The 25,595-nt window shown below is 48.4% G+C and carries 19 protein-coding genes and 1 pseudogene; 11 read left to right on the top strand and 9 right to left on the bottom strand.

Annotation, left to right across the window (positions count from 1 at the left end; all coding sequences use genetic code 11):
* Positions 1-119 precede the first annotated feature (119 nt).
* Together BUB94_RS03490 and BUB94_RS03485 are read right to left on the bottom strand one after the other, a co-directional pair.
* Positions 120-1,457, bottom strand: coding sequence for a hypothetical protein (locus BUB94_RS03490; protein WP_073234286.1), 1,338 nt, complete (start codon positions 1,455-1,457; stop codon positions 120-122).
* Positions 1,454-2,317 carry a DUF4423 domain-containing protein gene (locus BUB94_RS03485; RefSeq protein ID WP_073161128.1) on the bottom strand — a complete coding sequence of 288 codons (864 nt, stop codon included), beginning with the start codon at positions 2,315-2,317 and terminating at the stop codon, positions 1,454-1,456. Before BUB94_RS03485 ends, BUB94_RS03490 begins: the two co-directional genes overlap by 4 nt.
* Positions 2,318-2,561: 244 nt before the next feature.
* On the opposite strand from BUB94_RS03485, the gene BUB94_RS03480 reads away from it, so the two are divergent.
* From BUB94_RS03480 to BUB94_RS03470, 3 genes are all read left to right on the top strand, one after another.
* Positions 2,562-2,768, top strand: coding sequence for a hypothetical protein (locus BUB94_RS03480; protein WP_073234284.1), 207 nt, complete (start codon positions 2,562-2,564; stop codon positions 2,766-2,768).
* A gap of 324 nt (positions 2,769-3,092) precedes the next feature.
* Positions 3,093-6,737: a methionine synthase gene (gene metH, locus BUB94_RS03475; protein WP_073234281.1), complete on the top strand. Its 3,645-nt coding sequence runs from the start codon at positions 3,093-3,095 to the stop codon at positions 6,735-6,737.
* A 17-nt stretch (positions 6,738-6,754) separates the two neighbouring features.
* The gene (locus BUB94_RS03470; RefSeq protein WP_073161131.1) at positions 6,755-7,804 is read left to right on the top strand and encodes an acyltransferase family protein; all 1,050 of its coding nucleotides are present in this window, start codon (positions 6,755-6,757) and stop codon (positions 7,802-7,804) included.
* Positions 7,805-7,819: 15 nt separating this feature from the next.
* Here the strand turns inward: BUB94_RS03470 and BUB94_RS03465 are convergent, their stop codons facing one another.
* The 4 genes from BUB94_RS03465 to BUB94_RS03450 are packed head-to-tail and all read right to left on the bottom strand — an operon-like array spanning position 7,820 to position 11,082.
* Complete coding sequence (locus tag BUB94_RS03465) at positions 7,820-9,469, bottom strand: ABC transporter ATP-binding protein (RefSeq protein ID WP_073161132.1); 1,650 nt, start codon at positions 9,467-9,469, stop codon at positions 7,820-7,822.
* A complete protein-coding gene (locus BUB94_RS03460) occupies positions 9,466-9,732 on the bottom strand; it encodes a PqqD family protein (protein ID WP_073161133.1) in 267 nt (88 codons plus the stop codon). Before BUB94_RS03460 ends, BUB94_RS03465 begins: the two co-directional genes overlap by 4 nt.
* Before the next feature lie 19 nt (positions 9,733-9,751).
* Positions 9,752-10,192, bottom strand: a complete 441-nt coding sequence (locus BUB94_RS03455; RefSeq protein ID WP_199174011.1) for a S24/S26 family peptidase — start codon at positions 10,190-10,192, stop codon at positions 9,752-9,754.
* Positions 10,189-11,082: a hypothetical protein gene (locus BUB94_RS03450; RefSeq protein ID WP_199505679.1), complete on the bottom strand. Its 894-nt coding sequence runs from the start codon at positions 11,080-11,082 to the stop codon at positions 10,189-10,191. Before BUB94_RS03450 ends, BUB94_RS03455 begins: the two co-directional genes overlap by 4 nt.
* Positions 11,083-11,158: 76 nt before the next feature.
* Between BUB94_RS03450 and bioA the strand changes: the two genes are divergently transcribed.
* Genes bioA through BUB94_RS03435 form a run of 3 tightly spaced genes read left to right on the top strand, consistent with a single transcriptional unit; the run spans position 11,159 to position 14,518 of the window.
* Positions 11,159-12,511, top strand: coding sequence for an adenosylmethionine--8-amino-7-oxononanoate transaminase (gene bioA, locus BUB94_RS03445; protein ID WP_073234275.1), 1,353 nt, complete (start codon positions 11,159-11,161; stop codon positions 12,509-12,511).
* A 6-nt stretch (positions 12,512-12,517) separates the two neighbouring features.
* Positions 12,518-13,297: a 6-carboxyhexanoate--CoA ligase gene (locus BUB94_RS03440; protein WP_073234272.1), complete on the top strand. Its 780-nt coding sequence runs from the start codon at positions 12,518-12,520 to the stop codon at positions 13,295-13,297.
* A gap of 42 nt (positions 13,298-13,339) precedes the next feature.
* Complete coding sequence (locus BUB94_RS03435; protein ID WP_073234269.1) at positions 13,340-14,518, top strand: MFS transporter; 1,179 nt, start codon at positions 13,340-13,342, stop codon at positions 14,516-14,518.
* A gap of 7 nt (positions 14,519-14,525) precedes the next feature.
* On the opposite strand, the gene BUB94_RS03430 is transcribed toward BUB94_RS03435, so the two are convergent.
* Entirely contained in the window at positions 14,526-17,399 is a 2,874-nt protein-coding gene (locus BUB94_RS03430) for a rhamnogalacturonan lyase family protein (protein WP_371585318.1), read from the bottom strand.
* Positions 17,400-17,613: 214 nt separating this feature from the next.
* Between BUB94_RS03430 and BUB94_RS03425 the strand changes: the two genes are divergently transcribed.
* Positions 17,614-20,463, top strand: coding sequence for a T9SS type A sorting domain-containing protein (locus BUB94_RS03425; protein ID WP_073234266.1), 2,850 nt, complete (start codon positions 17,614-17,616; stop codon positions 20,461-20,463).
* A gap of 58 nt (positions 20,464-20,521) precedes the next feature.
* Positions 20,522-21,271: pseudogene (locus BUB94_RS03420) on the top strand (AAA family ATPase); the annotation flags it as partial.
* 87 nt (positions 21,272-21,358) lie between these two features.
* On the opposite strand, the gene BUB94_RS03415 reads toward BUB94_RS03420, so the two are convergent.
* Entirely contained in the window at positions 21,359-21,586 is a 228-nt protein-coding gene (locus tag BUB94_RS03415; protein WP_175547688.1) for a hypothetical protein, read from the bottom strand.
* A gap of 203 nt (positions 21,587-21,789) precedes the next feature.
* Between BUB94_RS03415 and BUB94_RS03410 the strand changes: the two genes are divergently transcribed.
* The 3 genes from BUB94_RS03410 to BUB94_RS03400 are packed head-to-tail and all read left to right on the top strand — an operon-like array spanning position 21,790 to position 24,480.
* The gene (locus BUB94_RS03410; RefSeq protein ID WP_073161140.1) at positions 21,790-23,049 is read left to right on the top strand and encodes an AAA family ATPase; all 1,260 of its coding nucleotides are present in this window, start codon (positions 21,790-21,792) and stop codon (positions 23,047-23,049) included.
* Position 23,050: 1 nt separating this feature from the next.
* Positions 23,051-23,794, top strand: a complete 744-nt coding sequence (locus tag BUB94_RS03405) for an RloB family protein (protein ID WP_073234257.1) — start codon at positions 23,051-23,053, stop codon at positions 23,792-23,794.
* Positions 23,795-23,805: 11 nt separating this feature from the next.
* Complete coding sequence (locus BUB94_RS03400; protein ID WP_073234255.1) at positions 23,806-24,480, top strand: hypothetical protein; 675 nt, start codon at positions 23,806-23,808, stop codon at positions 24,478-24,480.
* A 30-nt stretch (positions 24,481-24,510) separates the two neighbouring features.
* On the opposite strand, the gene BUB94_RS03395 is transcribed toward BUB94_RS03400, so the two are convergent.
* Positions 24,511-25,470 (bottom strand): hypothetical protein, encoded by a 960-nt coding sequence (locus tag BUB94_RS03395; protein ID WP_139260115.1) that lies wholly within the window; start codon positions 25,468-25,470, stop codon positions 24,511-24,513.
* Positions 25,471-25,595: the final 125 nt, after the last annotated feature.

Here is a 25,595-nt window from a genome sequence, read left to right as displayed (position 1 = left end):
AAAATTTTTCACACCGAAAAAGGGATTTCATTGACATTTTGTCAACGTGAGCGGCAAACTAAAGAAAAAAGCCCGTCGCTTTTGCGACGAGCTTTTTTTCATATAAAGCCTAACGGACCTTAGGGCGTTAAACCCTTTACGCCATAGATTTCCACGTCATCGACCCAGAGTTCGTATTCGCCTTCGTCGCCACGGCGGGCGGCAAAGATACCAAGACTGTTCACATGATCCTTGACAGCGTCCCAACCGACGTTTCCGCCAATCTTGCTTTCGCTTGCAGGATCCAGATCGTCTACGGTAATCACAATACGAGTCCACCTGTCGGTAATTCTCTTATGGCCCCAAGCCTTGCCGGTCTCGTAACCAAGCACGCTATCTGCGGTGCTGTTGTCTACGTGAACATCGAAGGAGAAGCTGACCCACATGGAATCGTTATCCGGATTTTCGCCGCGAGCCCAGAACACAACGGAATCAAGTTCCGAGAAGTCATGGAATTCGGCGAAGTTGTGCCCCATCATGGACCACACCAAGTTGGAATCCTTGTGACAGCTCATATGAGCTACCAGACCGAACTTGGCTTCTTCCACAGCATCCAGCTCGATAGTCGCATTCCTGGATACAGAAGTGTACCAGCGGTAGGTGCCATCGTCGAAATCATCCAGCAGCACATAGGGGTAAACCTCTACGGTATCTTCGTCTACGGAATCCTTCGCCGTTGTATCGGCAGGAAGCGTATCGGGAGTTTCAACCTGAGGACGGGTTCCGATAACCACGCCATCCTTGGACTTTTCAGACACCACAGTCACGGGAACAAAGCCGATGGTCTGGAAGTTGTCGTAAACTTCAAGCTGGCCGTTGACATTCACGTATTCGCTGGTGTAATAGATAAAGCCCACAGCGTCAAAGGATCCTTCGGGCAGGGACTTGAATTCGAAGTTGCCCAGAGAATCCGTCTGCACAACGTAATCAAGACCGCGGATACCCACGTAGGTAGACTTGTTTCCCTCGGGAATCAATACCTGACCGCTCATAGAAGTAGTCTTCTTGAGAACCATGGACAAGGTATCGCAAACGCTATCCTTAACGACAATACGGTCCAAAGCCTTATCGGAGCTACCACGAGCTTCGACAAGATACTCGCCGGCCTTCATCCTGGGCAGGCTCAACCGGCCCTGGTCGTCGGTCTCCTTATTCCAGATACCGGCGGCAGAATCAGACTCTTCAAGACTATTGACATAACGAGAGCTGGAACCAGCCAAGAAATGACTCGGTCGCACCATCACCTTAGTGCGAGCTGCAGGAGAGCCGTCAGCCTGGCGTACAGTCATGGCAACAGAGTTCTCCGTTTCAAACGAAGAACCGGCAGTGTCACCCACGCTGTCGCTAGAACATGCGACAAAAAGCGCACTGAATGCGCTTGCTGCAGCTAAAGTTAAATGCCACACCCACTTTTTCATTTTGTCTCCCTTTTTACGCCCTCCGCTTCATCTACGGTGCCAACCCCGCCCTTTCGGGCAACCGGGTAGAACGCCATCGAGAGTTGCATTACCCGATCCGGATTCTTGGCGCCATCCACGCGCTTCTGAACCAGGCGACGGAATTCACGGAGCATGTCCCCCAGATCCTCAAAGCAGGACTGGTCGACAGACAATGTAAGTGTAGAAATATTTCTTTCGTCCACAGGAACGTTATCAAGCGCATCGCTGGCTAAAGACAGCACCTGACGCTGGAATTTGCGAACTGCGGCCTTCTTTTCGGGTCCGCCAGCGGTCAAATGGGCGTCTGTAAGCGCAAGTTTACCGGAAGCCATCTTCTTTACCAGACCCACTTCCAGCAGAGTATCGATTGCCTCTTGCACCTGGGCCTCGGAAATGGGTGGGCAGATGTCATGGGCGATCTGCTTGATGTTCACCACGCCACCATTCAGTTCCAGGTAGGCACGGACGGCGGGAATCCACCAGTTCTCAAGCAGTTTAAGTTCGGCGGCCTGCAGGCTATGACGGTTCACGTCCCTGAGAGACAGGGCCTTGGCCATCAGTTCTTCGCGCTGACCCTTGTCCTTGGTAACGGAGGCAGAGAACAGCAGGTCGAAGTACTCGGCTTCGCGGCCAGACAGTTCAAGCATTTCCTTCGCGGCAGGCAGCGCACGGGCAGGCAGGTGCTGCTTCTTCTGAAGCACCCTGTACAGGTAGCTGGAATCGAGGCCCAGCTTGTCACCCATCATGCGATAGCTGTAGAAAGGCATCTCTGCCTTTTTACGATCATAGAAGGCTTTCAGGAATTCGCGGTAGTCCGCTATGTCAGAAAAAGTAACCATATTAATTATCCAAATCTTTACACTAATAAGATAGACTTTGGACGTTTTAAAAAATAGATATTTCGCGAATTTGCCGTGGACGTTTTGTCCAAGCCAATCGTGATTTTTGTCACAAAAATATAAGTTTTGATACAAAATTGGCGTTTTCAGGCGAAAAACCGCAAATTTTAAAAAAAAGAATGGGATTCCTCATGGATAAAAACGCCTCAAAGGGGGCCGGAACATCTCCATTCAAGAGCAAACTGTGAGCGCGGTCAACAAATCAGCAATCGGACGCCATTTTACACAGCCCGCTGGCGGTGGAAATTATTCCAAAGGCAGTGAAAGGGGCGGCCTGCGACGATCTTTTGCGAAAAAGGCGGTGGATTCGGCGAAAAACGGTGGTTTACACTGCCTTTTCGCGAATTTGCTTGCGAAAGCGGCGGGTTTAACGATGAAAGTGGCGGTCTAAACAGAGGAAATGGCGGGTTGGACAGCCAAATTGAGGCTTACGCAGAGGCGAAAGGGGCGGCCTGCGATGATCTTTTGCAAAAAAGGCAGTGGATTTGGTGAAAAAACGGTGGTTTACACTGCCTTTTTCGCGTGATTGCTTGCGACAAAGACCGCGTTTCAAATAATAGTTAGCAGTTCTTTGCCCGACGTACATTATATAAAAGGGATTTTCTATTTCACGTTATAGTTTTTATCAATAACAAATCATTTATTTTCAGTTTTCGTAATTGGCAATGCCTATAGAGTAGTGGATTAGCGGCACCTTTTTTCTAAAATTCCAATTATGACTTTACGTGAAGCATTTGAAAGTAGAATGATGCTCCTGGACGGGGGCATGGGTTCCGTCATTCAGACCTACGGCATCAAGGGCGCCAACAACGATATGTTGAGCATTGAACGCCCCGACGTCATTCTTGATATCCAGCGCCGCTATGTAGACGCCGGCGTGGACGTGCTGACCACCAATACATTCTCTAGCCAGAGAGTGAGCCAGCACGAATACCATCAGGAACATCGTATCGCCGAAATGAACCGCGCTTCCGTAAAGATCGCTAGGCAGGCCGCCGACGAGGCCATGGCAAAATATGGCCGTCAGGTGTATATCGCAGGCGACGTGGGCCCTACCAGCAAGATGCTTTCTATGAGCGACGACGTGAACGATCCCGCCAGCCGCTCCATTACTTTCGATGAACTGGAAGACGCCTATTTAGAACAAATTCAAGTTCTCTTGGAAGAGGGCGTCGACGCCATTCTCATCGAAACGATTTTCGATACTTTGAACGCAAAGGCCGCCTTGAGCGCTTACAGCAAGGCCAAGGAAGCCATGGAAGCCGCAGCCATCGCCAAGGGTGAAACGCCCCGCCCGGTAGAAGTGATGCTTTCCATGACGGTGAGCGACGCTTCGGGCAGAACCCTTTCTGGCCAGACTGTAGAAGCATTCGCCATTAGCGTCATGCATGCAAAGCCTTTGAGCATCGGCTTGAACTGCGGCCTGGGTGCCGACGGCATGATTCCCTATTTGCGTCGCATGGGAAAGGTGGCTCCCTGTTATTTGAGCTGCCACCCCAACGCAGGACTCCCCAACCAGTTCGGCGGTTATGACGATACCCCCGAAGACATGGTGCGTCTCATGACGCCTTACATGGACGAACATCTGGTGAACATGATCGGCGGTTGCTGCGGAACTACTCCCGAACATATTGCCGCCATGCGCAAGATGCTGGATGCCCTGCCTGCCGATTACGAACGTCGCAAACCCGCACCGAAATTCGCAACTTCCCCGCTGCTGCGCCTGGCCGGTTTGGAACCGCTGTTGGTCAATCAGGTACGCCCCAGCAATGGCGCCGACAACTGCAATTCCGAAGATTTCGTCCCCGTGGGTGAACGTTGCAATGTGGCAGGTTCCAAGAAGTTCCTGCGACTGATCAACGAAAAGAATTACGAAGAAGCTCTGGACATCGCCCGCAAGCAGGTAGAAGACGGCGCCCAGGTTGTTGACGTGAACATGGACGATGGCCTTCTGGATGCCAAGCAGGAAATGCGAACTTTCCTGAACTTGCTGGCTTCCGACCCGGCCATTAGCCGCGTGCCCATCATGGTGGACAGTTCCCGCTTTGAAGTCATCGAAGAAGGTTTGAAGTGCGCCCAGGGCAAGTGCATCGTGAACTCCATCTCCCTGAAGATGGGCGAAGAAGCTTTTATCGAACACGCCATGACGGTGAAGCGCTTGGGTGCCGCCGTTATCGTGATGCTCTTTGACGAAGAAGGACAGGCCACCAATTACGATCGCCGTGTAGCGATTGCTTCCCGCGCCTATAAGCTCATTACCGAGAAGTGCGGTTTCGATCCCTCTGACATTATTTTCGACCCCAACGTCTTGACGGTAGCAACAGGCATGGCGGAACACAACGCCTACGCCCATGACTTTATCCGCGCTTGCCGCTGGATTATCGACAACCTGCCTGGAGTCCGCATTTCTGGCGGTCTTTCTAACTTGAGTTTTGCCTTCCGCGGAAACAACTACCTCCGCGAAGCCATGCATTCTACGTTCCTGCATTTGGCAACTCCCAACGGCATGGGCATGGCCATCATGAATCCGGCCGCCGCCGTAGACTACAAGACCATCCCGCTGGAATTGCGCATGGCCATTACCGAAGTTCTGCTGAATACCTATCCGGAATCCAGCGAAGAGCTGATCGAAATTGCAAGCCGCATGACTGCCGCCCAGATGGCCGCCAAGGAAAGTGGCGCCAAATATGACCCCAAGGCTATTTTTGCCGTAAGCGCCGGAGCCGCGAACGCCGCTAGTTCTGAAAGCGCGGGTGCCGATGTCGCCGCAGTGCAGACCACTCCGGAACAGCGTTTGCAGGAAGCCCTCCTGAAGGGAACTTCCACCACCTTGCAGCCGGATCTGATGGAACTGATTAACCGTGGCGACAGCCCGGTGAACATTATTTCGGGTCCTTTGATGGACGGCATGAACGAAGTGGGCCGCCTCTTCGGTGAAGGAAAGATGTTCTTGCCCCAGGTGGTAAAGACAGCCCGTACCATGAAGAAGGCCGTTGAAATTCTGCAGCCCTACATCGAGGCCGGCAAGGAAGAAGGCGCCGCCTCTCGAGGCAAGATCGTCATCGCCACCGTCAAGGGCGACGTCCATGACATCGGCAAGAACATCGTCTCCGTAATCATGGCCTGTAACGGCTTTGACATGGTGGACTTGGGCGTGATGGTTCCCGAAGATGTGATTGTCAACGCGGCAATTGAACATAAGGCGGATATCGTCAGCCTTTCCGGTCTGATTACTCCGTCTCTTGAAGAAATGTGTACCGTGGCCACCAAGATGCAGGAAGCGGGACTCCGCATTCCCATTATCGTTGGCGGTGCCACCACTTCGCCTACCCACACCGCAGTAAAAATCGCACCCTGCTACGATGGCCCCGTATTCCACGTCCGCGATGCCGCAAGCAATCCGGGCCTGGCCCAGAAACTTCTGGATCCCTCCACCAGCGCAGAAACCATCGAAGAAAACCGCAAGGAACAGCAGCGCATTCGCGACAAGCAGGCTGGCATCATCTCTGCTGCCGAAGAAGCCATGGCCGCTGCAGAATCCACTCCGGTGGAACGCCGCTACAAGTGCGACTGGGAAAAATATCAGCCGGTACAGCCCCCCTTCATGGGCGAAAGCAAGTTGCCGCCTATCGCCTTGGAAAAGGTCATCCCGCTGATCAGCTGGGAATACTTCTTCTACACCTGGAAGGTAAAGCCGGATTGCGAAGAAGCAATCAAGCTGAAGGCCGACGCCGAAAAACTGCTGGCAGAAATCAGCAAGCCCGAATACGCCCTGCGAGCCGTTCAGGCATTCTACCCAGCCGCCGGTACCGATAGCACCGTCCAGTTCAACACCGGACGCACCGGCACCGCAGCCGACCTGGTTGAAGTCACCACCGCACGTCAGCAGAATCCCGAAGGCACCTGCCTTGCCCTCTGCGACTATGTGGCCCCCGCCGACGCCAAGACCGCCAGCGTGTTCAGTAGCGTTCTGGGCGACAAGATTTTCCGCGATATCGTGGGCGCCTTTGCCGTTACCGTCAGCGACACTTTCGTAAAGCGTCTTGAAAAACTGAAGGCGGAACAGGGTGGCAGCGATTACGATGTGCTCTTGATGCAGACTGTGGCAGACCGCTTGGCCGAAGCAGGCGCCCAATACCTGAGCAATCAGCTGGACGCAAACAACAACTGGAAGGGCATCCGCCCCGCCGTTGGCTACCCAGTACTGCCCAACATCAAGGAAATCTTCAACGTGGCAAAGCTCATCGATTTCGACAGCGTAGGCATCAGCCTCACCGAAAATGGCGCCATGTACCCGCAGGCATCTGTCAGCGGCCTGTACATCAGCCATCCCGAAATCGAGTACTTCAACGTTAAGTAAAAGATTATATTTAGGGCATGCCCAAAAAACGTATTGTAGGCCTGGACATCTTTAGAGTCCTTGCAGTTTTTATCGTGTTCCTTTTTCACGCACAGCTTTTCCTGAAGTGCGATTTCGGTCCCGCCGACAGCGTGATTCAAATGGGCGCTGTTTTCATGACAGGGTTCTTTATGCTCTCTGGTTTTGTTCTGCACCTGACCCATAGTCAGACGAACTTAATGCAGGTAACAACCCTAAAAAAATTCTACTTCAAAAGGGCCATCGGTATTTTACCGCTCTACTACTTTTTCGCCTTGCTCTTCATTGTAACTCTAGGGCAGGAATCCCTAAAAGAAAACCTGATTCTCGCTCCCGTAGAAATCCTAGGGCTTCAATCCACGTTCTCTTCCATTTTCACGGTTTCTCATAATGACGGGACCTGGTTCATTTCGTGCCTTTTGATATGTTACTTGCTATTCCCCTTGATGCAGGAAGTGGCCAAGCAAATCAGCTCCCGTGCAAAAATTTTGATTATCGCATTCTGCGGTGTGGCCCTGTGCTGGGCACCCGTCATCGTTCATTTCTACCACACCGCTTCTATTTACGAAAACCCCTTCTACAGAGGCCTTGAATTTACCATCGGCGTCATGCTCTGTTCTTTACGCAACGACGCTATTGCAGACAAGTTTAGATTTTTGCAGCAGTGGAAATTCTTTGCAGCAGAATTTTTACTTTATGCCGTGGCGGTAACCGCCGCATTAAAAATCGGAATTCCCGGAAACTATATGCTCTTTGATTTTATTGCTTTGCCTGCATTTGCAGCGATGTTGTGGAGCCTTTCCGGAGTCAAGTCAGAAGCACTTGAAAATTCAAAAATTCTGCAGTTTGCCTGCAAGATTTCCTACGCCTTTTTTCTGGCCCAATCCTTCTGTTGGATTCCCGTTTTCAAGTTCCAGGAACTGACCGGAATCAACAACGGATTTTTAAACTTCGCCATTTCATTTATCGTTTGCATTCTCGTATCTGCAGCAATGCATATATTGGTGGAACGTCCGGCCACCAAGAAGCTAACTAAGATACTACAATAATTTTTTGCGAATAGGTTACAGCCTTATCACGCCATCGCAAAGTTTGCAGACTTCTTCACGGTGCGTAATAAAGATCATGGTCTTCTGCGGGAACGCCTCGAAGATGCGGCGGAACATTTCCTTTTCGGTATCCACATCCAGGGCGGCGCTAATTTCATCTAGCAACATGATGGATCCGCCTTGCAAAAGACCGCGGGCAACGGCGATACGTTCCGCCTGACCTTCGCTAAGACCATAGCCCCGTTCACCCAATTCCGTATCAAGACCTTCAGGCAGATCATTTACAAAATCTGCGCAGGCAATGTGCAGCGCCGCAGAAATTTCCTGGTCAGTTGCCGCAGGATTTGCCATCTGCATATTCAAGCGGAGAGAACCGCTAATCAGCGAATTACCCTGAGGAACATAAGCAAAATTTTTTCGGGTAGATTCATCGGCAGAAACTTCCCGAGGATCCGGGCTCCCTGAATAAACAATAGTCCTGCCAACGTCAGGTTTTACAAGACCAAGCATGATTCTAAAGAGTGTGGTTTTTCCAATACCGGTTTCACCCATCAGCGCCATTTTGCTGCCAGGCTTAAAATCAAGATTCAAATTTTCTAGAACTTTTCTACCGTCATCGTCATAGGCAAAGGAAACGTTTTCAAAGCGGACACCTGCAGAAGGGAACGGTTCCATTGAGTGTTGCACTCGGTCAAGGTTAGCGGATTCCTGAGTCAGACGATTTTCAATAATTTCATCAACACGGTCAATACTTGCCGTAGCATGAATCAACTGAGGAGCCGAATTCAGCAAATTAAAAATGGGATGCTGAATTTGACCTACCAATTGCAAGAACGAAGTCATCACGCCAAAAGTGATTGTTCCATTTCGCAGTCCAATACCGCCCCACACAAAGGCCAGCAAATAACCAAGCCCAAAAGACAAGCCAATCAGCAGACGGACAATCACCGTAAAACGGCTACGGACTACAACGCGCCCCATTAAGCAGTCCTGCATATTGTTCAACAGTCCGCCCACAAATCCCTCGCTCACCATGGAACGGATCAGAGCGTCATTCTCGGCACACTCCTGCACATGCATCTGAACGCGGCTTTCACTTTCGCGAATTTCTGCAGTCATCTTTCGCAGACGGCGGGCAATCATTTTTCCCAGCACCAATGCAAAAGGAGTCGTCAACAGCAAGGCCCAAGCCAACCGCGGATCAAACCAGCGCATCAGCAAAAAGGCACCCACCAGCTGGATCGAAGTCACCGCCATTTGCGGCAACTTATCAAAAGTGACATCGCAAATGGTTTCCACATCCTTCATGACGCGGGACGCCACATCACCAGAATGAAGGGTTTCCTTGCCGTAAAGTTTCCGCGAAAAAATCCTTGAAAAGACAACCGCACGCAAGCGGTTAACACCACGAGTGCAAGACTTGATACCCAGATAATAATTCAGTTGTCGCAACAAAACGCCAGCCACAACGGTTCCCACCAGGAACATCACCATCACGGCAACATCATGATTGGAGCCTTCATGAATCGTCACATCGATAAAGGTCTTGCTCAACCAAATCGTAAGCAAGCCCGAAGCCACTTGGAAAACGCCAGCCATGACGCGAGCGCACATGTTCATGCGTTCGCCTCTTGAATTGCGCCACAACCAAGTCAGATATTTCATTCGACGACTTTAACCTCTTGCCACTGGGCTACAATGGCAGACACATCGGCCTTGGCCTGAGCTTCGGAAACTTCATATTCCTGGCAGAGTCTTTCAGCCAGACTATCCACAGTAAATTCGCCTTGCGACGCTTCATTCCACAAGAAAGCAGCGGTATCATTCAGGCAAAGCAGACGACCAAAATCCAGGGCACCGAGGCCCTCGCCCATAATCACCTTTTCGCCGCACACATCGCGAAGAACAAAGCCATTCTTGATTTTCATTTTACGTCCTCAAGTACAGTCAAACTTTATGAGTTATAAGATAAATTTTTAAAAGGTATCTGCGGATAGGCAAACACAAAGCCCAAAGCTTCGCACAAAAAAGACTCCACCTGGAAATCAGCGAACGGTGACGCCCCTGTTCATCCACCACACGGATGGCCTGGGCCTTTACATCTGACAACTTGCAACGTTCCCCAAAAGCCAGATTGCCATCCCCCATCAGCGTTACATTCTCACCACTGATTTTCACAATCCGATGAACCACATAACGGTTCCCCTCAACAAAGGCAAGCACCACATGGCCCACCTTCAGGTTTTCGGGTTTTACAAGAACCAGTTTTTCGCGGCCGCCCACAATAAAGGGCAACATGCTACGACCATTCACCGGGAACGTTACGCTCACGCCACTTTCTACAAGGCGGATCGCTTCCGCTATAATAACTTCATCCGTAATGTTCACTGCGCAGAAACCTCGGTAAAGGCGCCGTAGCAAACTTCGGCCGCATTCTCGTCGGGAAGGCATTCCAGATGGAACATTTTTACTTCCTGGGCAAGGCGGTTTTCTGTAGCGTGGAGGCCATCGGCCACTTTCTTATCCCAACGCATTCCAGAAATGCTCACCACCAGAGCCATATAGGCTTCAATTCCCTTTATGGGGCGAATTTTATTTTGCGGAGCCTGACTCAGGTTTACTATTCCCGCCAGCGGAACCCTGCTATTCTTATAACAGGGAGTCTTACCACTCCAAGGCGTTCCGTAGACCCAAACGCCATCCTCTTCAAGACGGACCACAGGATTGTCGTCATTCAAAAGATCAGCGTTACTGAATCGACGCAACCACATTCTCGCGTGAGTGCTCTTTCCTGTTCCGCTTTTCCCAAGGAACATGTAGCCTCGATTTTCACGAGCAATTACTGCCGAATGGAACAGCACCGTATTCTTGCAGGACGTGGCCAACGCATACAGCACCATCAGGGAATTGTTCAAGGCGAACTTTTGAAAATGAGCGGGCAAAGTTCCATTCACATAAAGCGAACCGCTCTGAAATTCGTCATGACAAACGAGTACTCCAGTAGATTTTCCACCCAACAGAAATTCAAATGTCGGCAAACTTTCAGCATTTTTTCCGCAGATGATTTCTTGCCCTTCATCGACCTGACGCGTCTCTTCGACAAAATCAACCCGTACATTTTCCGTAAAAATTTCCAGCGAGAATGCTAATGGCAAACCGTCTACAGATTCCAATTTAAAGGGAGCATAGTTATCCATCGACGCGAAGAACAAAGGCGAAGCATCGTCGTTCAACTTCACCTCGAAAACATGGCCAGCCACTTTAAAAAAGGAATTCATTTTCATCACTTCATAAAGTTAGCAAACCTCTTAAGCGGCACCCATAACGCACCGCTTTATTTTCTAAATTTAGGGTATGAAAAACGCCAGCGAACTTCTTGAATTTGATGCGGGTCACTTGTGGCATCCTTATGCAGCATTACGCAACACGCCGGCCAGATTTTTGGCACGTTCCGCACAGGGAACCACCATCGAAACCGCTGACGGCTTAAAACTGATTGACGCCGTTTCTAGCTGGTGGTGTGTAGCCCACGGTCACAACTGCCCCGAAATTGTTGAAGCCATTCGCAAGCAAAGCGAAAAGATGTGCCATGTGATGTTTGGCGGTTTCACCCACGAGCCAGCCATCGAACTGGGCGAACGTCTGGTGAAGTTTTTGCCCAAGGGCCTGAACAAGATTTTCTACGCCGACTCCGGAAGCATTTCTGTGGAGTGCGCCGCCAAGATGGCAGTGCAGTACCAGTTCGCCAAGGGCCATCCTGAAAAATGCAAGCTGGTGGCGTTGAAGGGAGGCTATCACGGCGACACCGCAGGAGCCATGGCCTTAAGCGATCCCGATGGAATGCATACTCTTTTCCGCGGTATCATGCCTCAGCATTATTTTGCGGAACGCCCTAACTGCCGCGCTGACGAACCATGGGACGACCGCGACTTCGCCTCTATGGAGCAGGTGGTTGCGGAACACGAAGGCGAAATTGCAGCCATTATCTGCGAACCTGTTTTCCAGGGCGGAAACGGCATGTGGCTTTATAACGCAGGCTACCTGAAGAGACTGCGCAAGCTTTGCGACGAAAAAGGCATTCTGCTGATTTTTGATGAAATCGCCGCAGGCTTTTACCGTACCGGCCCCCGCTGGGGCATGGAACACGCCTGGGGTACCCCGGGTGCCGCGGGCAAAGATTGCGCCGCAGACGTGCTGCCGGATATCATGACTATCGGCAAGGCACTTACGGGCGGTCACATGACCATGGCCGCATGTGTCGCTTCTGAAATGGTGGCCGACGTCATTACCAACAGCAAGATTTCCGCATTCATGCACGGCCCCACCTATATGGCAAACCCGCTGGCCTGCGCCGCAGCAATTGCCTCCCTGGACTTGTTTGAAAATCGTGATTACGCATCCCGCGTAGCCGCCATCGAAAAGCGACTCCGCGCCAACTTGGAACCGCTTCGCAACCTGGAAAACGCCGCAGACGTTCGCGTTCTCGGAGCCATCGGTTGTTTGGAACTGAAGGCTATTCCCACCAGCGACGACATCCTCCGCGTCATCAAGGAAACTGGGGTGTGGCTCCGTCCCTTCTGCAATTACGTTTACACCATGCCGCCCCTCATTACCAGCGAATCCGAAGTGGACCGCATATGCGAAGCCATCAAGATGATCGGTCAGTGCGAACCTGGCCCCGTCAGCGACGACGAATTCCACGAGTAAAGATTTATGGATTACTACAGCTTGAAAATGCGTGCTTCCCAGGATGTGGAAGAAACTGGTGCAGACGGCAGCCGCAATATTCGCGAGCAACATATTTCCGGTGCAGAACGCATCGTATCTCGAGATGCTGTAGAATACGTTTGCCAGGCTATGGTACGCCGCGCCATGACTCATTCTAAAGGTGATCCAGACAAGATTAACATCAAGATCGAAAAGGTGGCCGAAGAAGACATCCAGATTTTGGATGCGCTGCCCGTTACCCGCATCGATGTGAATACTTGGCAGAAAGGCCTTGATAAGGCTTTTGAACTTGTGGGAGAAGCCGCTGCAGGCGTCCGCGAAAAGCTGCCGGAACTTCTCCGTGCTACTTATTCCATGCGTGGAGCCATGCTGTACGACATCCGCACCGGTGAACGTCTGGAACCCAACAAGGAACGTGGGGTTCGCGCCACCTACATGGATGCACTGCAGACTAACGCTGTTGACGACCGGGAGCCCTGCGGAACCGCTTCCACCAATAAGAATCATTTTAACGAAGCCATTGTTCTTGCAACAAAGGTGGCAAACGCCCCCGGCATGGTTGCAGAACTTTGCATCAGCGACGACCCGGAATACGTTACCGGTTATGTAGCCAGCAAGGAACTGGGCTATGTACGAATCATGAAGCTAAAGGAAATGGGCAGCCCCGATGGCGGCCGCATTTTCCTTTTCGACTCCAGCAAGGCCTCCGCCGAAGAATGCATTGACTTCTTACAAAAGAAAAAAGTGCTGGTGCGGTGTCCGTAACGAATCGCTCAGACCCGCAGCGAACCAGTACCAAGTCGCACAATGTACGAACTGAAAGCACATGCAGGAATTCCCCGCTCCTTGACTTTGATGCTTGCCATTATGGCGGGCATTTCTGTGGCAAACATTTATTATTGCCAGCCCCTGCTGAACATGATCCGCATGGACATGGGTCTTTCGGAATTTCATGTGAATCTCATGCCGGTTTTAACACAGGTAGGTTATGCGTTAGGCCTGCTTTTCATTGTACCGCTGGGCGATATGATTGACCGCCGCCACATTGTACTGGTGAATTTTTCCCTGCTGATTTTCGCCCTCATTACCATTTACTTTTCCAAGAACGCAGGAATGCTTCTGGCAGGCTCCTTTGTAACAGGCATCTGCTCCGTGACGCCGCAGATTTTTATTCCCATGGTTTCGCTGTTTTCGAAACCCGACGAAAGGGAACTGAAAACTGGAATGGTGTTGAGCGGACTCCTCACAGGAATTCTTGCCTCCCGCGTGTTCAGCGGTCTTATTGGGGAATGGTTCGGATGGCGCAGCATGTTCCTGATTGCAGCCGCCATGATGCTAATATCTACCGCCATCGTATTCAAGGCATTGCCCAACGTACCCACCACCTATCGCGGCACATTTTTCACCATGCTGAAATCCATCGGGGAACTTTTCCTCCGATTCCCTCAGGCAAGAATTTTCAGCATCCGCTCCGGATTCGCTTTCGGGTCTTTTCTTGCGCTATGGGCATGTCTCGCTTTCCGAATGAAGCAAGCGCCGTTCTTCCAGGACAGTAAAGCTGTTGGACTTCTGGGACTTTGCGGTATCGCCGGTGCATTAACAGCCTCTCGCATCGGCAAGTACATCAAGCGTTATGGTGTAGAAAAATTCTGCAACGCCGGAAGCCTTTTGATGGCAGCCGCATGGGCAACCTTCTACTTCGGAAATTCCAGTTACGCCGCCATCGTCGTAGGCATTATCCTCATCGATATCGGCATGCAGTTTATCCAGCTGGGCAACCAAAGTTCCGTGATGAAACTTTGCCCCGAAGCCACCAGCCGCATGAACACCATCTTCATGACCATCTATTTCATTGGCGGTTCCCTCGGAACATTCCTGGCAGGAACCTTCTGGACACTCTGGGGCTGGAACGGAACAGTGCTGGCAGGCCTATTGCTTACCGCACTGTCTTTTGGGACGACGTTGATTAGTTACTGCAGAAAATAATTCGTGCCTATTTATTGTGAATCATTTTCATTCGCAAAACTTGGTGATTCACTTTTGCCTGCAGGAAATAGATTCCATTAGGACGTCCACTCATATGAGGTTTGGCATCTAGAACTTCACCAGCATATTCTGCATTGAAAGACGCTACGCGGTGCCCTTGCAGATCAAATACTTGAACTTGAGCCATTCCTGCATTTTGTAAGTGCAGGGAGTTTGCAATCACCTGCGGGTCTTCCGAATCATCAGAAGAATCGTCGGATTTTTCACCGGCAGAATCGTCACCGGGATTTTCGGAAGAATCTTCAGAGGGATCCTCATCCACGATGGATTCGTCAGTTGCAAGCACAATGCCCTTCATGTCAAATTCAAGCTGGTCAATATTGGGGCCGCCCTGTTCTGAAACAGATTGCAACTTCAGAACATTCACGCCCTTATTCAGTGAAATCTTGATTGCCACGGAATCCCAGGTTGTCCAATCTGCGGTAGGCGGGAATGTGGCGACACCATAGCTTTCATCATTGACGAACAGTTCCATCTTGCGGGTATCCGTCTTGCCGTGGGCATAGCGGAGAACCAGAGTGACACCTTCCTGGGCAGAGGGAGAATACAAATTCCAGATGCCATAGCTGGTAACAATGTTGTCGAAATTGAAGTAGCAGTCACCAACAAAGCCACCGTTAGTTGTTTCGCAAACGCCAACGCCATCAGTGGGGACACCTGCCTCTATGCTGGACAAAACGCTCACTGCGGAATTTTCAATCTTTGCTTCTGCAAGAACCGTAATGCTTGCTGTGCGTGTGGCGGGATCCACTTCATCGGAACCACCCTTGGTAACAATGTTGATTTCGTAAACACCTGCTTTTGTAGGAGTACCGCTAATGACATAACGGGAATTTGTGGCATCCAGCTTTGCAGTCACACCATCAGGCAACCCCGTGATGGTAAGACCATCGCAGTTGCTGTAACCGAAGGCGTATTCCGTAATGGCGTCGCCCAGCATAATGGTCTGGAAACTAGAGCCTGCACCCTGTTTCTGGATGGCAGGAATTCTAGGACCAGCTTCGCCACCCACCAGCATAATGTCCGGAGTAGGAGCCTTGTCGACACCAGCACCCAGCCAGAAGCCGAGATGAGGCGGCTGGTTGTAGGCGGTATTCTGCCAGCTCATTCCCAAGCGATAGATCGGGTCATGGGCAAGAGTATAAAGGCGATGTGTGGTAGGAATTGTCGTGGTATAAACGTAGAGCTTGGAAGCGCCATCGTGAAGGATGACTTCTTCACGCCAGTCACCGAAAAGGTCTCCGCTGAAGTTGGGAGTTGCCTTAGTGGAATTGCAGCTATTGCCTTCCAAAGTCACCAAGTCACCAAACTTCTTGCTGGAATAATTCCACTTACTAATCTTGTTTCCATCCAAAAGTTCATCCTGAAGGTCGCCATCCCAATAGATGCGGAAATTGACGGAGTAGCGACTTCCCAGAACTTTACCTTTTGCGGAATATACGTTGCCATCGGCAGTACTCCACATTTCATAACCGCGGCTAGTGCTGTCTACGTCGGCGGCGAGGCCACGGCCATTATCAGCATCGCTGTTGGAACTCCACAGGATTGCTCCGGTGCGGGCATCGTGCAGGTCGTATCCGTAGGGCTTTTCTTCGTGAACTTCCCATACTTCAAGGCCTTCGTGATCCGGATCCAAGTCGCCCAAGTGCATGGCGTCGCCATGACCCTTGCCGGTACGGTACATGAACTTTCCGTTATGATCGATGGCGCAGGCACCTTCGATGATTTCATCAAAGCCATCACCATCCACATCACCTGCAGAAAGATTGTGATTGCCCATGCCGTAACATTCGCTGCCCTTGGTAGCGGCATTGTAATACCAACGCTGGCTCAAAGTTTTTCCGTCCCAGTCGTAAGCGGCAATTGCCATACGGGTGTAGTAACCACGCTGGAAAACCATGCTGGGTTTCTGTCCATCCAAATAGGCGTTAGTTGCCAGGAAACGGTCTACGCGGTTGCCGTAGGAATCGCCCCAGCTGGAAACTGTTCCGCGAGCGGGATTGTAATTGACCGTAGCCAATTCCACACCGGTCTCGCCATTGAACAAAGTCAAATATTCATTACCGCCCAGAATGTAGCCGTTGGAATTGCGGTAATCCTTGGTGTGGTTTGTTTCGCTGGCGGCAGCGCCCTTGCTAATGTACTTGCCGGAACCATCCTTTGTGCCAGGGGCTGTTTTCATGACCACTTCAGCCTTGCCATCGCTATCGTAGTCGCCCACCAGAATCTGGGTATAGTGAGCACCTGCGCGAATATTTACGCCTAGGTCAATGCGCCAAAGTTTTTTGCCATTGAACTTATAGCAATCCACAAACACGTTGCCGGTCTTTCCCTTCTGGGAATTGTCCTTGGAATTGCTAGGATCCCACTTCAAAATCAGTTCATATTCGCCATCGCCATCTACATCACCTACGGCGATATCGTTAGGGCTGTAAGTATAATCGGAACCACCCGCGGGGCGATCCAGATTAACAACCAGCTGCTGGGAACCCCACACAGAGACAGTCTTGTCTGCAGATTTTTCAACGCCGTTCACAACCGGGCGTACATAATACTTACTAGCGCTTGTACCTTGAGCATCCGTATAATTGCTGGCGGCTTTTCCATCGAAGCTTGCGATTTTTGCGCCATCACGATAGAGGTTAAAACCAGTGGTGTTGCCGTCGGTACCCAAAACGCGCCAACTGAGGTAAACGCCCCCGCTAGTCTTCACAGCCACCAGGCCGCGATCCAGATTTTCCATTTGACGAGTTGCGTTTGCAACACCAAAACCCATTACAAGCGTAAGGCCTGCACACACCATAAACCTTTTCATAAACATCCCTTGGGAACCCAAACACCATTTTCCGGGATTTCCCAAACCTAAAGATACTCGGTATTACCGCACATGTACACCTCAACAAAATTTTTCTGTTGTCCAGCGACAACGCGTAGTCTATAGACAACTCTTTGATTTTATTAGGGATACGATTTTGCAGTGACCGAAAATATTTTTGAAGAAAATTCCAAATGAAATGGATTTTTGGGAGTGCAAAATGTTTGGATTGGGTAAATTCGTGATTGTGGCAGGAACCGCTTCCGCCATTGCAGCAACACCTACTATCAAGGTAGATTTTGACCAGAGTGGTCGAAATAGTTCCGAAGTCACTGAGGGCAATTACATCCCCTGGGTAGTTACCGGGGCGATCTCCAAAGACACGACTTTAAGTGGAGTCAAGATTACCATAAACAAGGGCAGTGCGGGAACTGCTCTAAAAACAAACTGGTACAAGGCTTCTATCCAGTCGCCCTATTACGCAAAGTTGGTTGGAGATGGCGTCACCGTAGATGGCGGAAATTCCGGCGGAGAAATCAGCCTTACATTCTCTGGACTTTCTGCAGGAACTCACAGCCTTCTCGCCTACTTGAATAATGTGGACGCGCCCGAAGCCTTTAACTACAGCAATATTGATGTCTACGTCAACGGGACAAAAAAGATAACCGTCAAGCCATCCAATCGAGCCCTCACCACAGAGAACGCTGCAACAGCCTACGTTTCCTTTGAGGTAACTTTTGCAGGCAGCGCCACCATCAAGTTCGTTCCCAGCACATCCAACGCAACATTTCGCAACGTGACTCTTAACGGATTCGCCTTGAATGTTCCCAATTCCGCAGCACAATCTTCCGGCCCGATTCCTGCTGATTTAAACGATCATGCTGCCCACAATAATGGGGACTTGACCTTGTCCTGGACGGCAGCAGTTTCCGCAAAGAAACATCAGGTTTATTTCGGTACCGATTCAGCCGCAGTACTTGCAGCAACTTCAAAGAGCGCAGAATACAAAGGCGAACAAACCGAAACAACATTCAAGGTCACTGGAACGAATCCTCTAAACTCCTATTTCTGGCGCGTTGACGAAGTGGATGCCAACGGCACCATCACCAAGGGCGATGTCTGGAAATTCCGCATCGGGCGTTTGGCTTTTGAAGGTGCTGAAGGTTATGGGCGCAATGCAGTGGGCGGCCGCGGCGGAAAAATCGTCTATGTTACCAACCTGAATGATTCCGGCGTAGGCTCCTTTCGCGAAGCTGTTACCAACGATATCGGCCCCCGCACTATCGTTTTCAAGGTGGCAGGCGTTATCAATTTGAAATCCCGTTTGGTGCTGAGCAGTAACTATGTGACTGTAGCAGGCCAGACGGCACCCGGCAAGGGCATCACCATTACAGGCGCTCCCTTCGGTATTACCGGTAACGATTGCGTTGTCCGCTTTATGCGTGTTCGCCGCGGTTTTGCAAGCACTACCGAAGAACAGAACCGCGGCCTTGACGGCATGGGAATCACAGGCGCAAACCATAGCATTATTGACCATTCCTCCATCAGCTGGACTACCGACGAAGCGTTCAGCAGCCGTGGGGCAAAGAACATCACGCTGCAGCGCACCCTCATTTCAGAAGCGCTGAATATTGCAGGCCACCCCAATTATCCTGCAGGTACGGCCCACGGGTATGCCGCTACCATCGGGGGCGACGTCGGCAGTTTCCATCACAACTTGCTGGCTCATAATGATGGCCGCAACTGGAGCATGGGCGGTGGCCTGGATGCCGCAGGAAATTACGCCGGCAAGCTGGACATTTTCAACAATGTGGTTTACAACTGGATTGACCGCGTTACTGATGGTGGCGCACATAACGTGAACTTCGTAGGCAATTACTATAAGGAAGGGGCAGCCACCACATTGCATGGCTACACATTGCGTGCCCAGCTGGAAGGTACCGGCGGCGGAACCCAGGAATACTATTACCACAACAACATTCTACAGGCTGCTAACGGTTCCTTCACCTGCGATGGCACCAACGACAACTGCGGTCGCGAATACCAGAAGTACGATAAGCAGGTGCTAAACTGGACTGTATTCGTCAACAAGCCCTACTTTGATTCCTACGCCACCATCCATAGCGCAAAAGCAGCCTACAAGGACGTGCTTAGCGACGTAGGCTTAAACCGCACCGTCATCGACGATCACGACTCTCGCATCATTAATGAAGTCAAGACCGGCACCTACAAGTACACAGGTTCTGTAGGCAAGAAGCCCGGTATCCCTGATCGCGAAAGCGACGTGGGCGGCCTGGAAAATTATCCTAGCGTAAGCATGGCAAATGATTTTGACTCCGATGCTGACGGCCTTCCGGACTGGTGGGAAAATATGTACGGTCTGAACGCAGCTTCGGCAAAGGGAGACTTCAGCGACGCCAACAAGGATCGTCTCGGCGATGGCTGGACGGAACTGGAACGCTACCTGGAATGGCTTGCCCGCGCAAACTTCACCTTCGAAAAAGGCGAAACCCAGACAATTGATTTGTCCCAATACACCAAGGGCTATGACAGCGGAACTTATACCTTGAGCAATATTCCAAGCGGTGTCACAGCAACTGTAAGCGGATCCAAGATGACCGTGAAACTGTCCGACACTTTTGCAGGCGTTGGCTACATTACCTTTACCCTGAAGGACAATGCCGGCGATACCTATTCCCGCAAGATCGGCGTTACCCAGAAATTGGCTGCAGTATCCGCACAGGATCCGGAACCCGGCGTAATTACCGAAACAGAAGAACCCGATGAGGATGGCGATATCACATCCGTTGCCGCATTGAACCAAAAAACATTCCATGTCGCCATCCAGAACAACATCGTCCATCTTTACGGATTGCCCCGCAATGTTTCTATCAGCGTGACGGATTTGAGTGGAAAGCACCTAATGACTTCCAAGTCCATCGTTTCCGTAAACGGCTCCGCCATTGTGAACCTGAATGACTATAGCAGAGGCTCCTACCTGGTGAATATCCGCGGCCTTTCCAACAATGGCTCCCGGGTCAATAGAAGCATGCAAGTACAGGTGAGATAGACAAGTGTAGCGATGTACATTGTAAAACCCGAGACGCAATAACAGCAAACTCGGGCAAACGCAAAAGAACATCGCAGCACTGTTCGATGAACTGAATCATTTCGCGCACCCTGAAAAAATTCTTGTTCTGTTCGACGAAATCGATGCCATAGCCCTTGATAGAACCAGCTCCCAGGACCTTCGCGAAATGGGCCGTGCCACGTCGGCAATCCTCAAGGGATTTGACAACCTCAACGAAAAGATTACCATTATCGCCACGACGAACCTTTTCAAGCATTTTGACAAGGCGCTTTCCCGCCGTTTCGATTCCATTGTTGATTTCAATAGATACTCCCAGGACGATTTGCAAGAAATTGCGGAATCTATTCTAAACAATTTCCTGACCAAGTTTAAAATTGCTGGACGAAACTCTCGTCTCTTCCAAAAAATTATTAACCTGAACAAAAAACTGCCCTGCCCCGCTGATTTAAGAAAAATCATCAAGGCCGACATCACATTCAGCGACGCAAACATCAAATGTGACTATCTCAAAAACATTTATAAATCATTCGTCGGCAAAGCTCCAGACAACTTGCAACTATTGCAAACGCAGGGTTTTACCGTTCGCGAAATAGAAATACTCTCCGGCATATCTAAAAGCCATGTATCGCGAATCCTGAATGGCGAGGGGCAAATAAAAACTGCACCTAAGGAACATCAGAAATGCCGTTCTTTGGGTGCTACCAATTTGCTATTTCATAAACCTAAAAAGAAAATCAACCTTGCAGAAGTGTACCGCAAGGCTGAAGAAGATATCGTGTGGAAATAGAGCGACTGCTCGCGGGGAATATATAATCTCATCTAAAAAAGAGGGTCTGAACAAGTCCCTCTTTGCGTTGAAATTAACGTTCCTTTCTCACACCTTTAAACGGAGTTCCGTTTTGTTTTGCATCCATAAATCGACCTGTTTCAGCATTTCGCTTAATATATAGGCCTGTTTTAGGATTAAAGGTTTGCGAACGAGAACGAACCGCCCCATTTCTATGATTGTCACCTGACGGTGGATTTGTCGCCATTTTATTTTCTCCTTGCATTTAGAATAAAACACCATTGTTTTATTCGACATCATTAATGCAAATTCCATGCCAACAATCAAAAATATCGAAATCACGGTTTTTCGGAACTAAAACAGCGACTTTGGCGGTTACCACGTTTCAATACTGAACAAAAAAGCAAGTATTGTTTCATTTTGAAACTCTTTCTCATTTCTCAAGACAAAACCTTGATTTTTACGCAAAAATAATATAAATTTTGAGAAAATCTCTCAAAATTCAAGGATGATGACTAATGCTTTTATCGTTTACTGTAGGCAATTTCCGATCATTTAAAGAGAACAAGACCTTTTCCATGAGGGCGGCCTCCATCCAAGAACTCAAGGAATTTGTGCGCGAAGACTGTAGCGAAAGCATTCTGCCCGTTACGGCCATTTACGGAGCCAACTCTAGCGGCAAAAGCAATCTTCTTACAGCCATGATGGCTATGAAAAGCCTATTGTTGTCTTCTATAAAAACGAATCCCACAGAAGATCTTGAAACCGACATATTTAAACTAGATGAAGCATACTCCCAAGAGCCCACTCATTTTGAAGTTGTATGCACTATAGAATCAAAAATATACCGCTACGGTTTTGAGTATAATGCAAAAAAAATATTGAAAGAATGGCTTTATGACGCCACCAAGGGGAAAGAAAAACTACTCTTCACTCGCAACGAAAATGGAATAGGAGTAGATGACAAATTCGCGGAAGGCAAAGGTAAAGAAGAAATGACCACAGACAATAAACTTTTCCTTTCTGTGGTCGCCAACTTTAATGGAAAAACATCTTATTCCGTCATGAACTGGTTTCAACATTTCAACATCATTTCTGGAATAAATGATGAGGATTTTAAATTTTTCTCCATAGACTATATCACAAAAGATTCACCCGAATCAGCCAAGGCGAAAAGCTTCTTAGGGAGTATGGATTTGGGATTCTCAAGTCTGAAAAAGACAGAATTGAATTTCGAAGACACGTTTCCCCCTAATTTCCCTGAAGATTTAAGAAAAGATTTATTAAAAAAATATCCTAATTCAAAGACTCCCTTTTTAAAATCTGGGCACATGGTTCATTTAAACGACGGATCCTCTACAGAACAATTTTTCTCTGTAGAAGAGATGGAATCTGAAGGAACAAAAAAAATACTCAATATGTCCGGTCCTATTATGGACACATTGGCAAACGGTTATACACTCGTCATTGATGAACTCGATGCAAAGTTGCACCCGTTATTAACAAGAAAGATTATTGAGACATTCAATTCTCCGGAAACCAACCCAAACAAAGCTCAACTGATTTTTGCAACACACGATACAAACCTTTTAAGCAATAAAATATTACGACGAGACCAAATCTGGTTTGCAGAAAAAGACAGAAACGACGAGTCAACGGACATTTATCCACTGAGCGACATCAGGGAACAGAACGGCGACAAAATCAGAAACGATCGTGTTTATGAAAAGGATTATATAAATGGTAAATATGGCGCAATACCTTTCTTAAGGAGTTAAGATGAAAAAACTCTCATTAGAGGAAATTGCACAGGAAGAGCTACTGCATGCCAAACGAGTTGAACTAGAATCGCAAAAGAAGGAACGATTTGTAAAGCTCACGTTTTTGATTGCAACCGAAGGCACACAAACAGAACCAAATTATTTCAATGCGCTCAAAACGGAACTCGAAAAGTCAAACCGGTTCAACATAGAAGTTTCTGTACAGGGCAAAGGAAAATCGACGACAGCGCTTGTCGGCAAAGTTTATCGTCAAATAAAATACAACCACCAGGAATACGACCGAGTTTGGGTAGTCTTCGATAGGGACGAATTTCCTGATTTTGACGAAGCCATCCAACAAGCCACGGAACACAAGATCAATTGCGCTTGGTCAAACGAAAGTTTTGAACTGTGGTTGCTGCTGCATTTCAGAGACGTTACTCAAAGAACGAACCGCAAAGACCTTTGTGATTTACTCGAAAAAGCCATCCGCAATGAACTGCACAAAACCGCTCCGAATGCCCTCTATGATTATTCCAAAGGCAATGAGAAAATCTACGAACATGTAACAACACTTGGAAGCGAAGCCGATGCCTTTGCAAGGGCAAATGCCCTTAAGAAGAATCACAAAGATTCCGTAGATGCGCCGAGTACACAAAACCCATGCACACATGTGGATGAACTTGTATTTGAACTTAGGAATCCTGAATTGACAGCAGAAAAAGTCCGAAAAGAAGAAATGAAAGAAAGTTCAGGCCAGTAAGGGAGGGGCAAATGATATTTAACAACGATTCTCTCGGTTTATATAGCATTGATATTAAATACGAAGGTTCTACAAGTGCGACTCAATACTGCATTGACGACTTTATGAGACGTCTTTATGGTAGTCGCAAAATTGTGGACATGACAATCCTGACTTGCGAAAATTATCACGCCCTAATGTTATGCTTTGAAGATCAGGACCTCGTTGTTTTTATCAAAAGCGGATTAACTTCGGGTTATCCTGGTGAGGGACCAAAGGGAACATCCCTTATCATCCGCCTTGCAGAAGAAGCTGGAATTACAATTAAGGAATTGAACGTTGCTCCTACGCTATTCAAGAGAATTAATTCTTCTCTCGTCACTGTAAAAGATGTGGAATTCATCAAAAGGAATGGCAGAGAAAGTCTTAATTACGACCGTCTTTGTCTAAAAATTGTCGATAAAGAATATGTTCAACGGGCGAAAGATTCCTTCAAGAAAAACAAGGATATCATTTTCGTTAGGGCTGAAGATGAAAAGACGAAGGATTCCGTTGAGATTGATAGAGCTAAGGCGCTAAAGATGCTGCAAGACCTACAACAAAAAGTAAATCAAATCAACGAAAACTCTCGCAAATCTGACATTATAACAACCTTAGGAAATATTTCTTCTATTGCATCTTATCTGAAAAGTTTTATTGGCCTTTAGTAACGTAAAAAATGTACGAAGTAACGATTTTTAAAACTCCAATTCAATACCATTAGCAATTTTCTCAATCATTCCACGAATTGTATTATTGTGTAGTCTTGAAAAGAGTGTTTGACGAAGATCTTTTGTCTCACCACTTTTTCCTATATGCAGAGGATCATTGTAAATAGGAGCCAATATTGAAAATGATTTTGGATACGAAACATCATGTCGTTCAGCAAAAATCAATTTACTACGAGTTCCCTCAGCCTGAGGACCATCAAAAAACTGTTTACGCAATTCTACATTCAAACGATCATATACGTATCGTTCAATACACTCTCTTAACCAAATACAAACGGCGACGGCATCATAAGTAGATTCACCTTTTAAATATGCATCCATTTGTTTTTTACAACTATTTTTAAAATTTAGTATTTTTCCCTGCCAAATTTTCAATTCATTTTTCAAACAATCATTGATTGAATCGTCGTATGGATCATAGAAATGCAACATATACTTCGAAATATAGTCGTCCCCTTGTCCTAATTTAGATTCTCTCACTCTTAATACTTTCAAAATATTTTCAGATGAAGTTGGTACAGATTGAGGATTCAAATAGTAAACTCGCAACGAATCTTTCGGAAAATGATCAAAAAAATCAGGATTCAAATGACTCATTATAATTGGATAAATGGTCTTGTCCTCACGTTGCAATTTGTAAATAAATTCCAAAATATAGTAGTATGCGGCAGTATAATTGGCATCATCCAAATAATCAAAAATTTCATCAATGATTAAAATATTCTGCTTTTTATTTAAAACATTCTTCGCTCGTTCTAACATAGCAAGGAAAACAATAATATCCCGTTCACCATTAGACAAGGCTGTTGAGTCCTGAATTTCCACAATTAATTTATCACCTTGTATTTTCGGTTTAACCCCCTTCCATGTTTCTTTCAACGAACCAAACAAGGCAATATATGAATCATATTCAACGCGGATTCTCATCGTCAAGTAAATCCGATCTAGGCTGAAAACAAAAAAATCCCTAGAAAGTGAATTCTAGGGATGGTTAGGTTTCTAACTTGCGTTTTCGACCAAGAAAAGGACAAGCGATGAGACTTAACCGAGAC

The organism is Fibrobacter sp. UWH9 (genome assembly GCF_900129715.1).
GTDB lineage: Bacteria > Fibrobacterota > Fibrobacteria > Fibrobacterales > Fibrobacteraceae > Fibrobacter.
Note: the sequence above shows the minus strand (reverse complement) of the source record. Positions and strands in the feature narration are given on the sequence as shown.

Excerpts from the sequence above, each read along its gene's own strand:
- BUB94_RS03490 (WP_073234286.1), bottom strand. The coding sequence starts at position 1,457 with ATGAAAAAGTGGGTGTGGCATTTAACTTTAGCTGCAGCAAGCGCATTC.
- BUB94_RS03485 (WP_073161128.1), bottom strand. The coding sequence starts at position 2,317 with ATGGTTACTTTTTCTGACATAGCGGACTACCGCGAATTCCTGAAAGCC.
- metH (WP_073234281.1), top strand. The coding sequence starts at position 3,093 with ATGACTTTACGTGAAGCATTTGAAAGTAGAATGATGCTCCTGGACGGG.
- BUB94_RS03470 (WP_073161131.1), top strand. The coding sequence starts at position 6,755 with ATGCCCAAAAAACGTATTGTAGGCCTGGACATCTTTAGAGTCCTTGCA.
- BUB94_RS03465 (WP_073161132.1), bottom strand. The coding sequence starts at position 9,469 with ATGAAATATCTGACTTGGTTGTGGCGCAATTCAAGAGGCGAACGCATG.
- BUB94_RS03460 (WP_073161133.1), bottom strand. The coding sequence starts at position 9,732 with ATGAAAATCAAGAATGGCTTTGTTCTTCGCGATGTGTGCGGCGAAAAG.
- BUB94_RS03450 (WP_199505679.1), bottom strand. The coding sequence starts at position 11,082 with ATGAATTCCTTTTTTAAAGTGGCTGGCCATGTTTTCGAGGTGAAGTTG.
- bioA (WP_073234275.1), top strand. The coding sequence starts at position 11,159 with ATGAAAAACGCCAGCGAACTTCTTGAATTTGATGCGGGTCACTTGTGG.
- BUB94_RS03440 (WP_073234272.1), top strand. The coding sequence starts at position 12,518 with ATGGATTACTACAGCTTGAAAATGCGTGCTTCCCAGGATGTGGAAGAA.
- BUB94_RS03435 (WP_073234269.1), top strand. The coding sequence starts at position 13,340 with ATGTACGAACTGAAAGCACATGCAGGAATTCCCCGCTCCTTGACTTTG.
- BUB94_RS03430 (WP_371585318.1), bottom strand. The coding sequence starts at position 17,399 with ATGTTTATGAAAAGGTTTATGGTGTGTGCAGGCCTTACGCTTGTAATG.
- BUB94_RS03425 (WP_073234266.1), top strand. The coding sequence starts at position 17,614 with ATGTTTGGATTGGGTAAATTCGTGATTGTGGCAGGAACCGCTTCCGCC.
- BUB94_RS03415 (WP_175547688.1), bottom strand. The coding sequence starts at position 21,586 with ATGGAATTTGCATTAATGATGTCGAATAAAACAATGGTGTTTTATTCT.
- BUB94_RS03410 (WP_073161140.1), top strand. The coding sequence starts at position 21,790 with ATGCTTTTATCGTTTACTGTAGGCAATTTCCGATCATTTAAAGAGAAC.
- BUB94_RS03405 (WP_073234257.1), top strand. The coding sequence starts at position 23,051 with ATGAAAAAACTCTCATTAGAGGAAATTGCACAGGAAGAGCTACTGCAT.
- BUB94_RS03400 (WP_073234255.1), top strand. The coding sequence starts at position 23,806 with ATGATATTTAACAACGATTCTCTCGGTTTATATAGCATTGATATTAAA.
- BUB94_RS03395 (WP_139260115.1), bottom strand. The coding sequence starts at position 25,470 with ATGAGAATCCGCGTTGAATATGATTCATATATTGCCTTGTTTGGTTCG.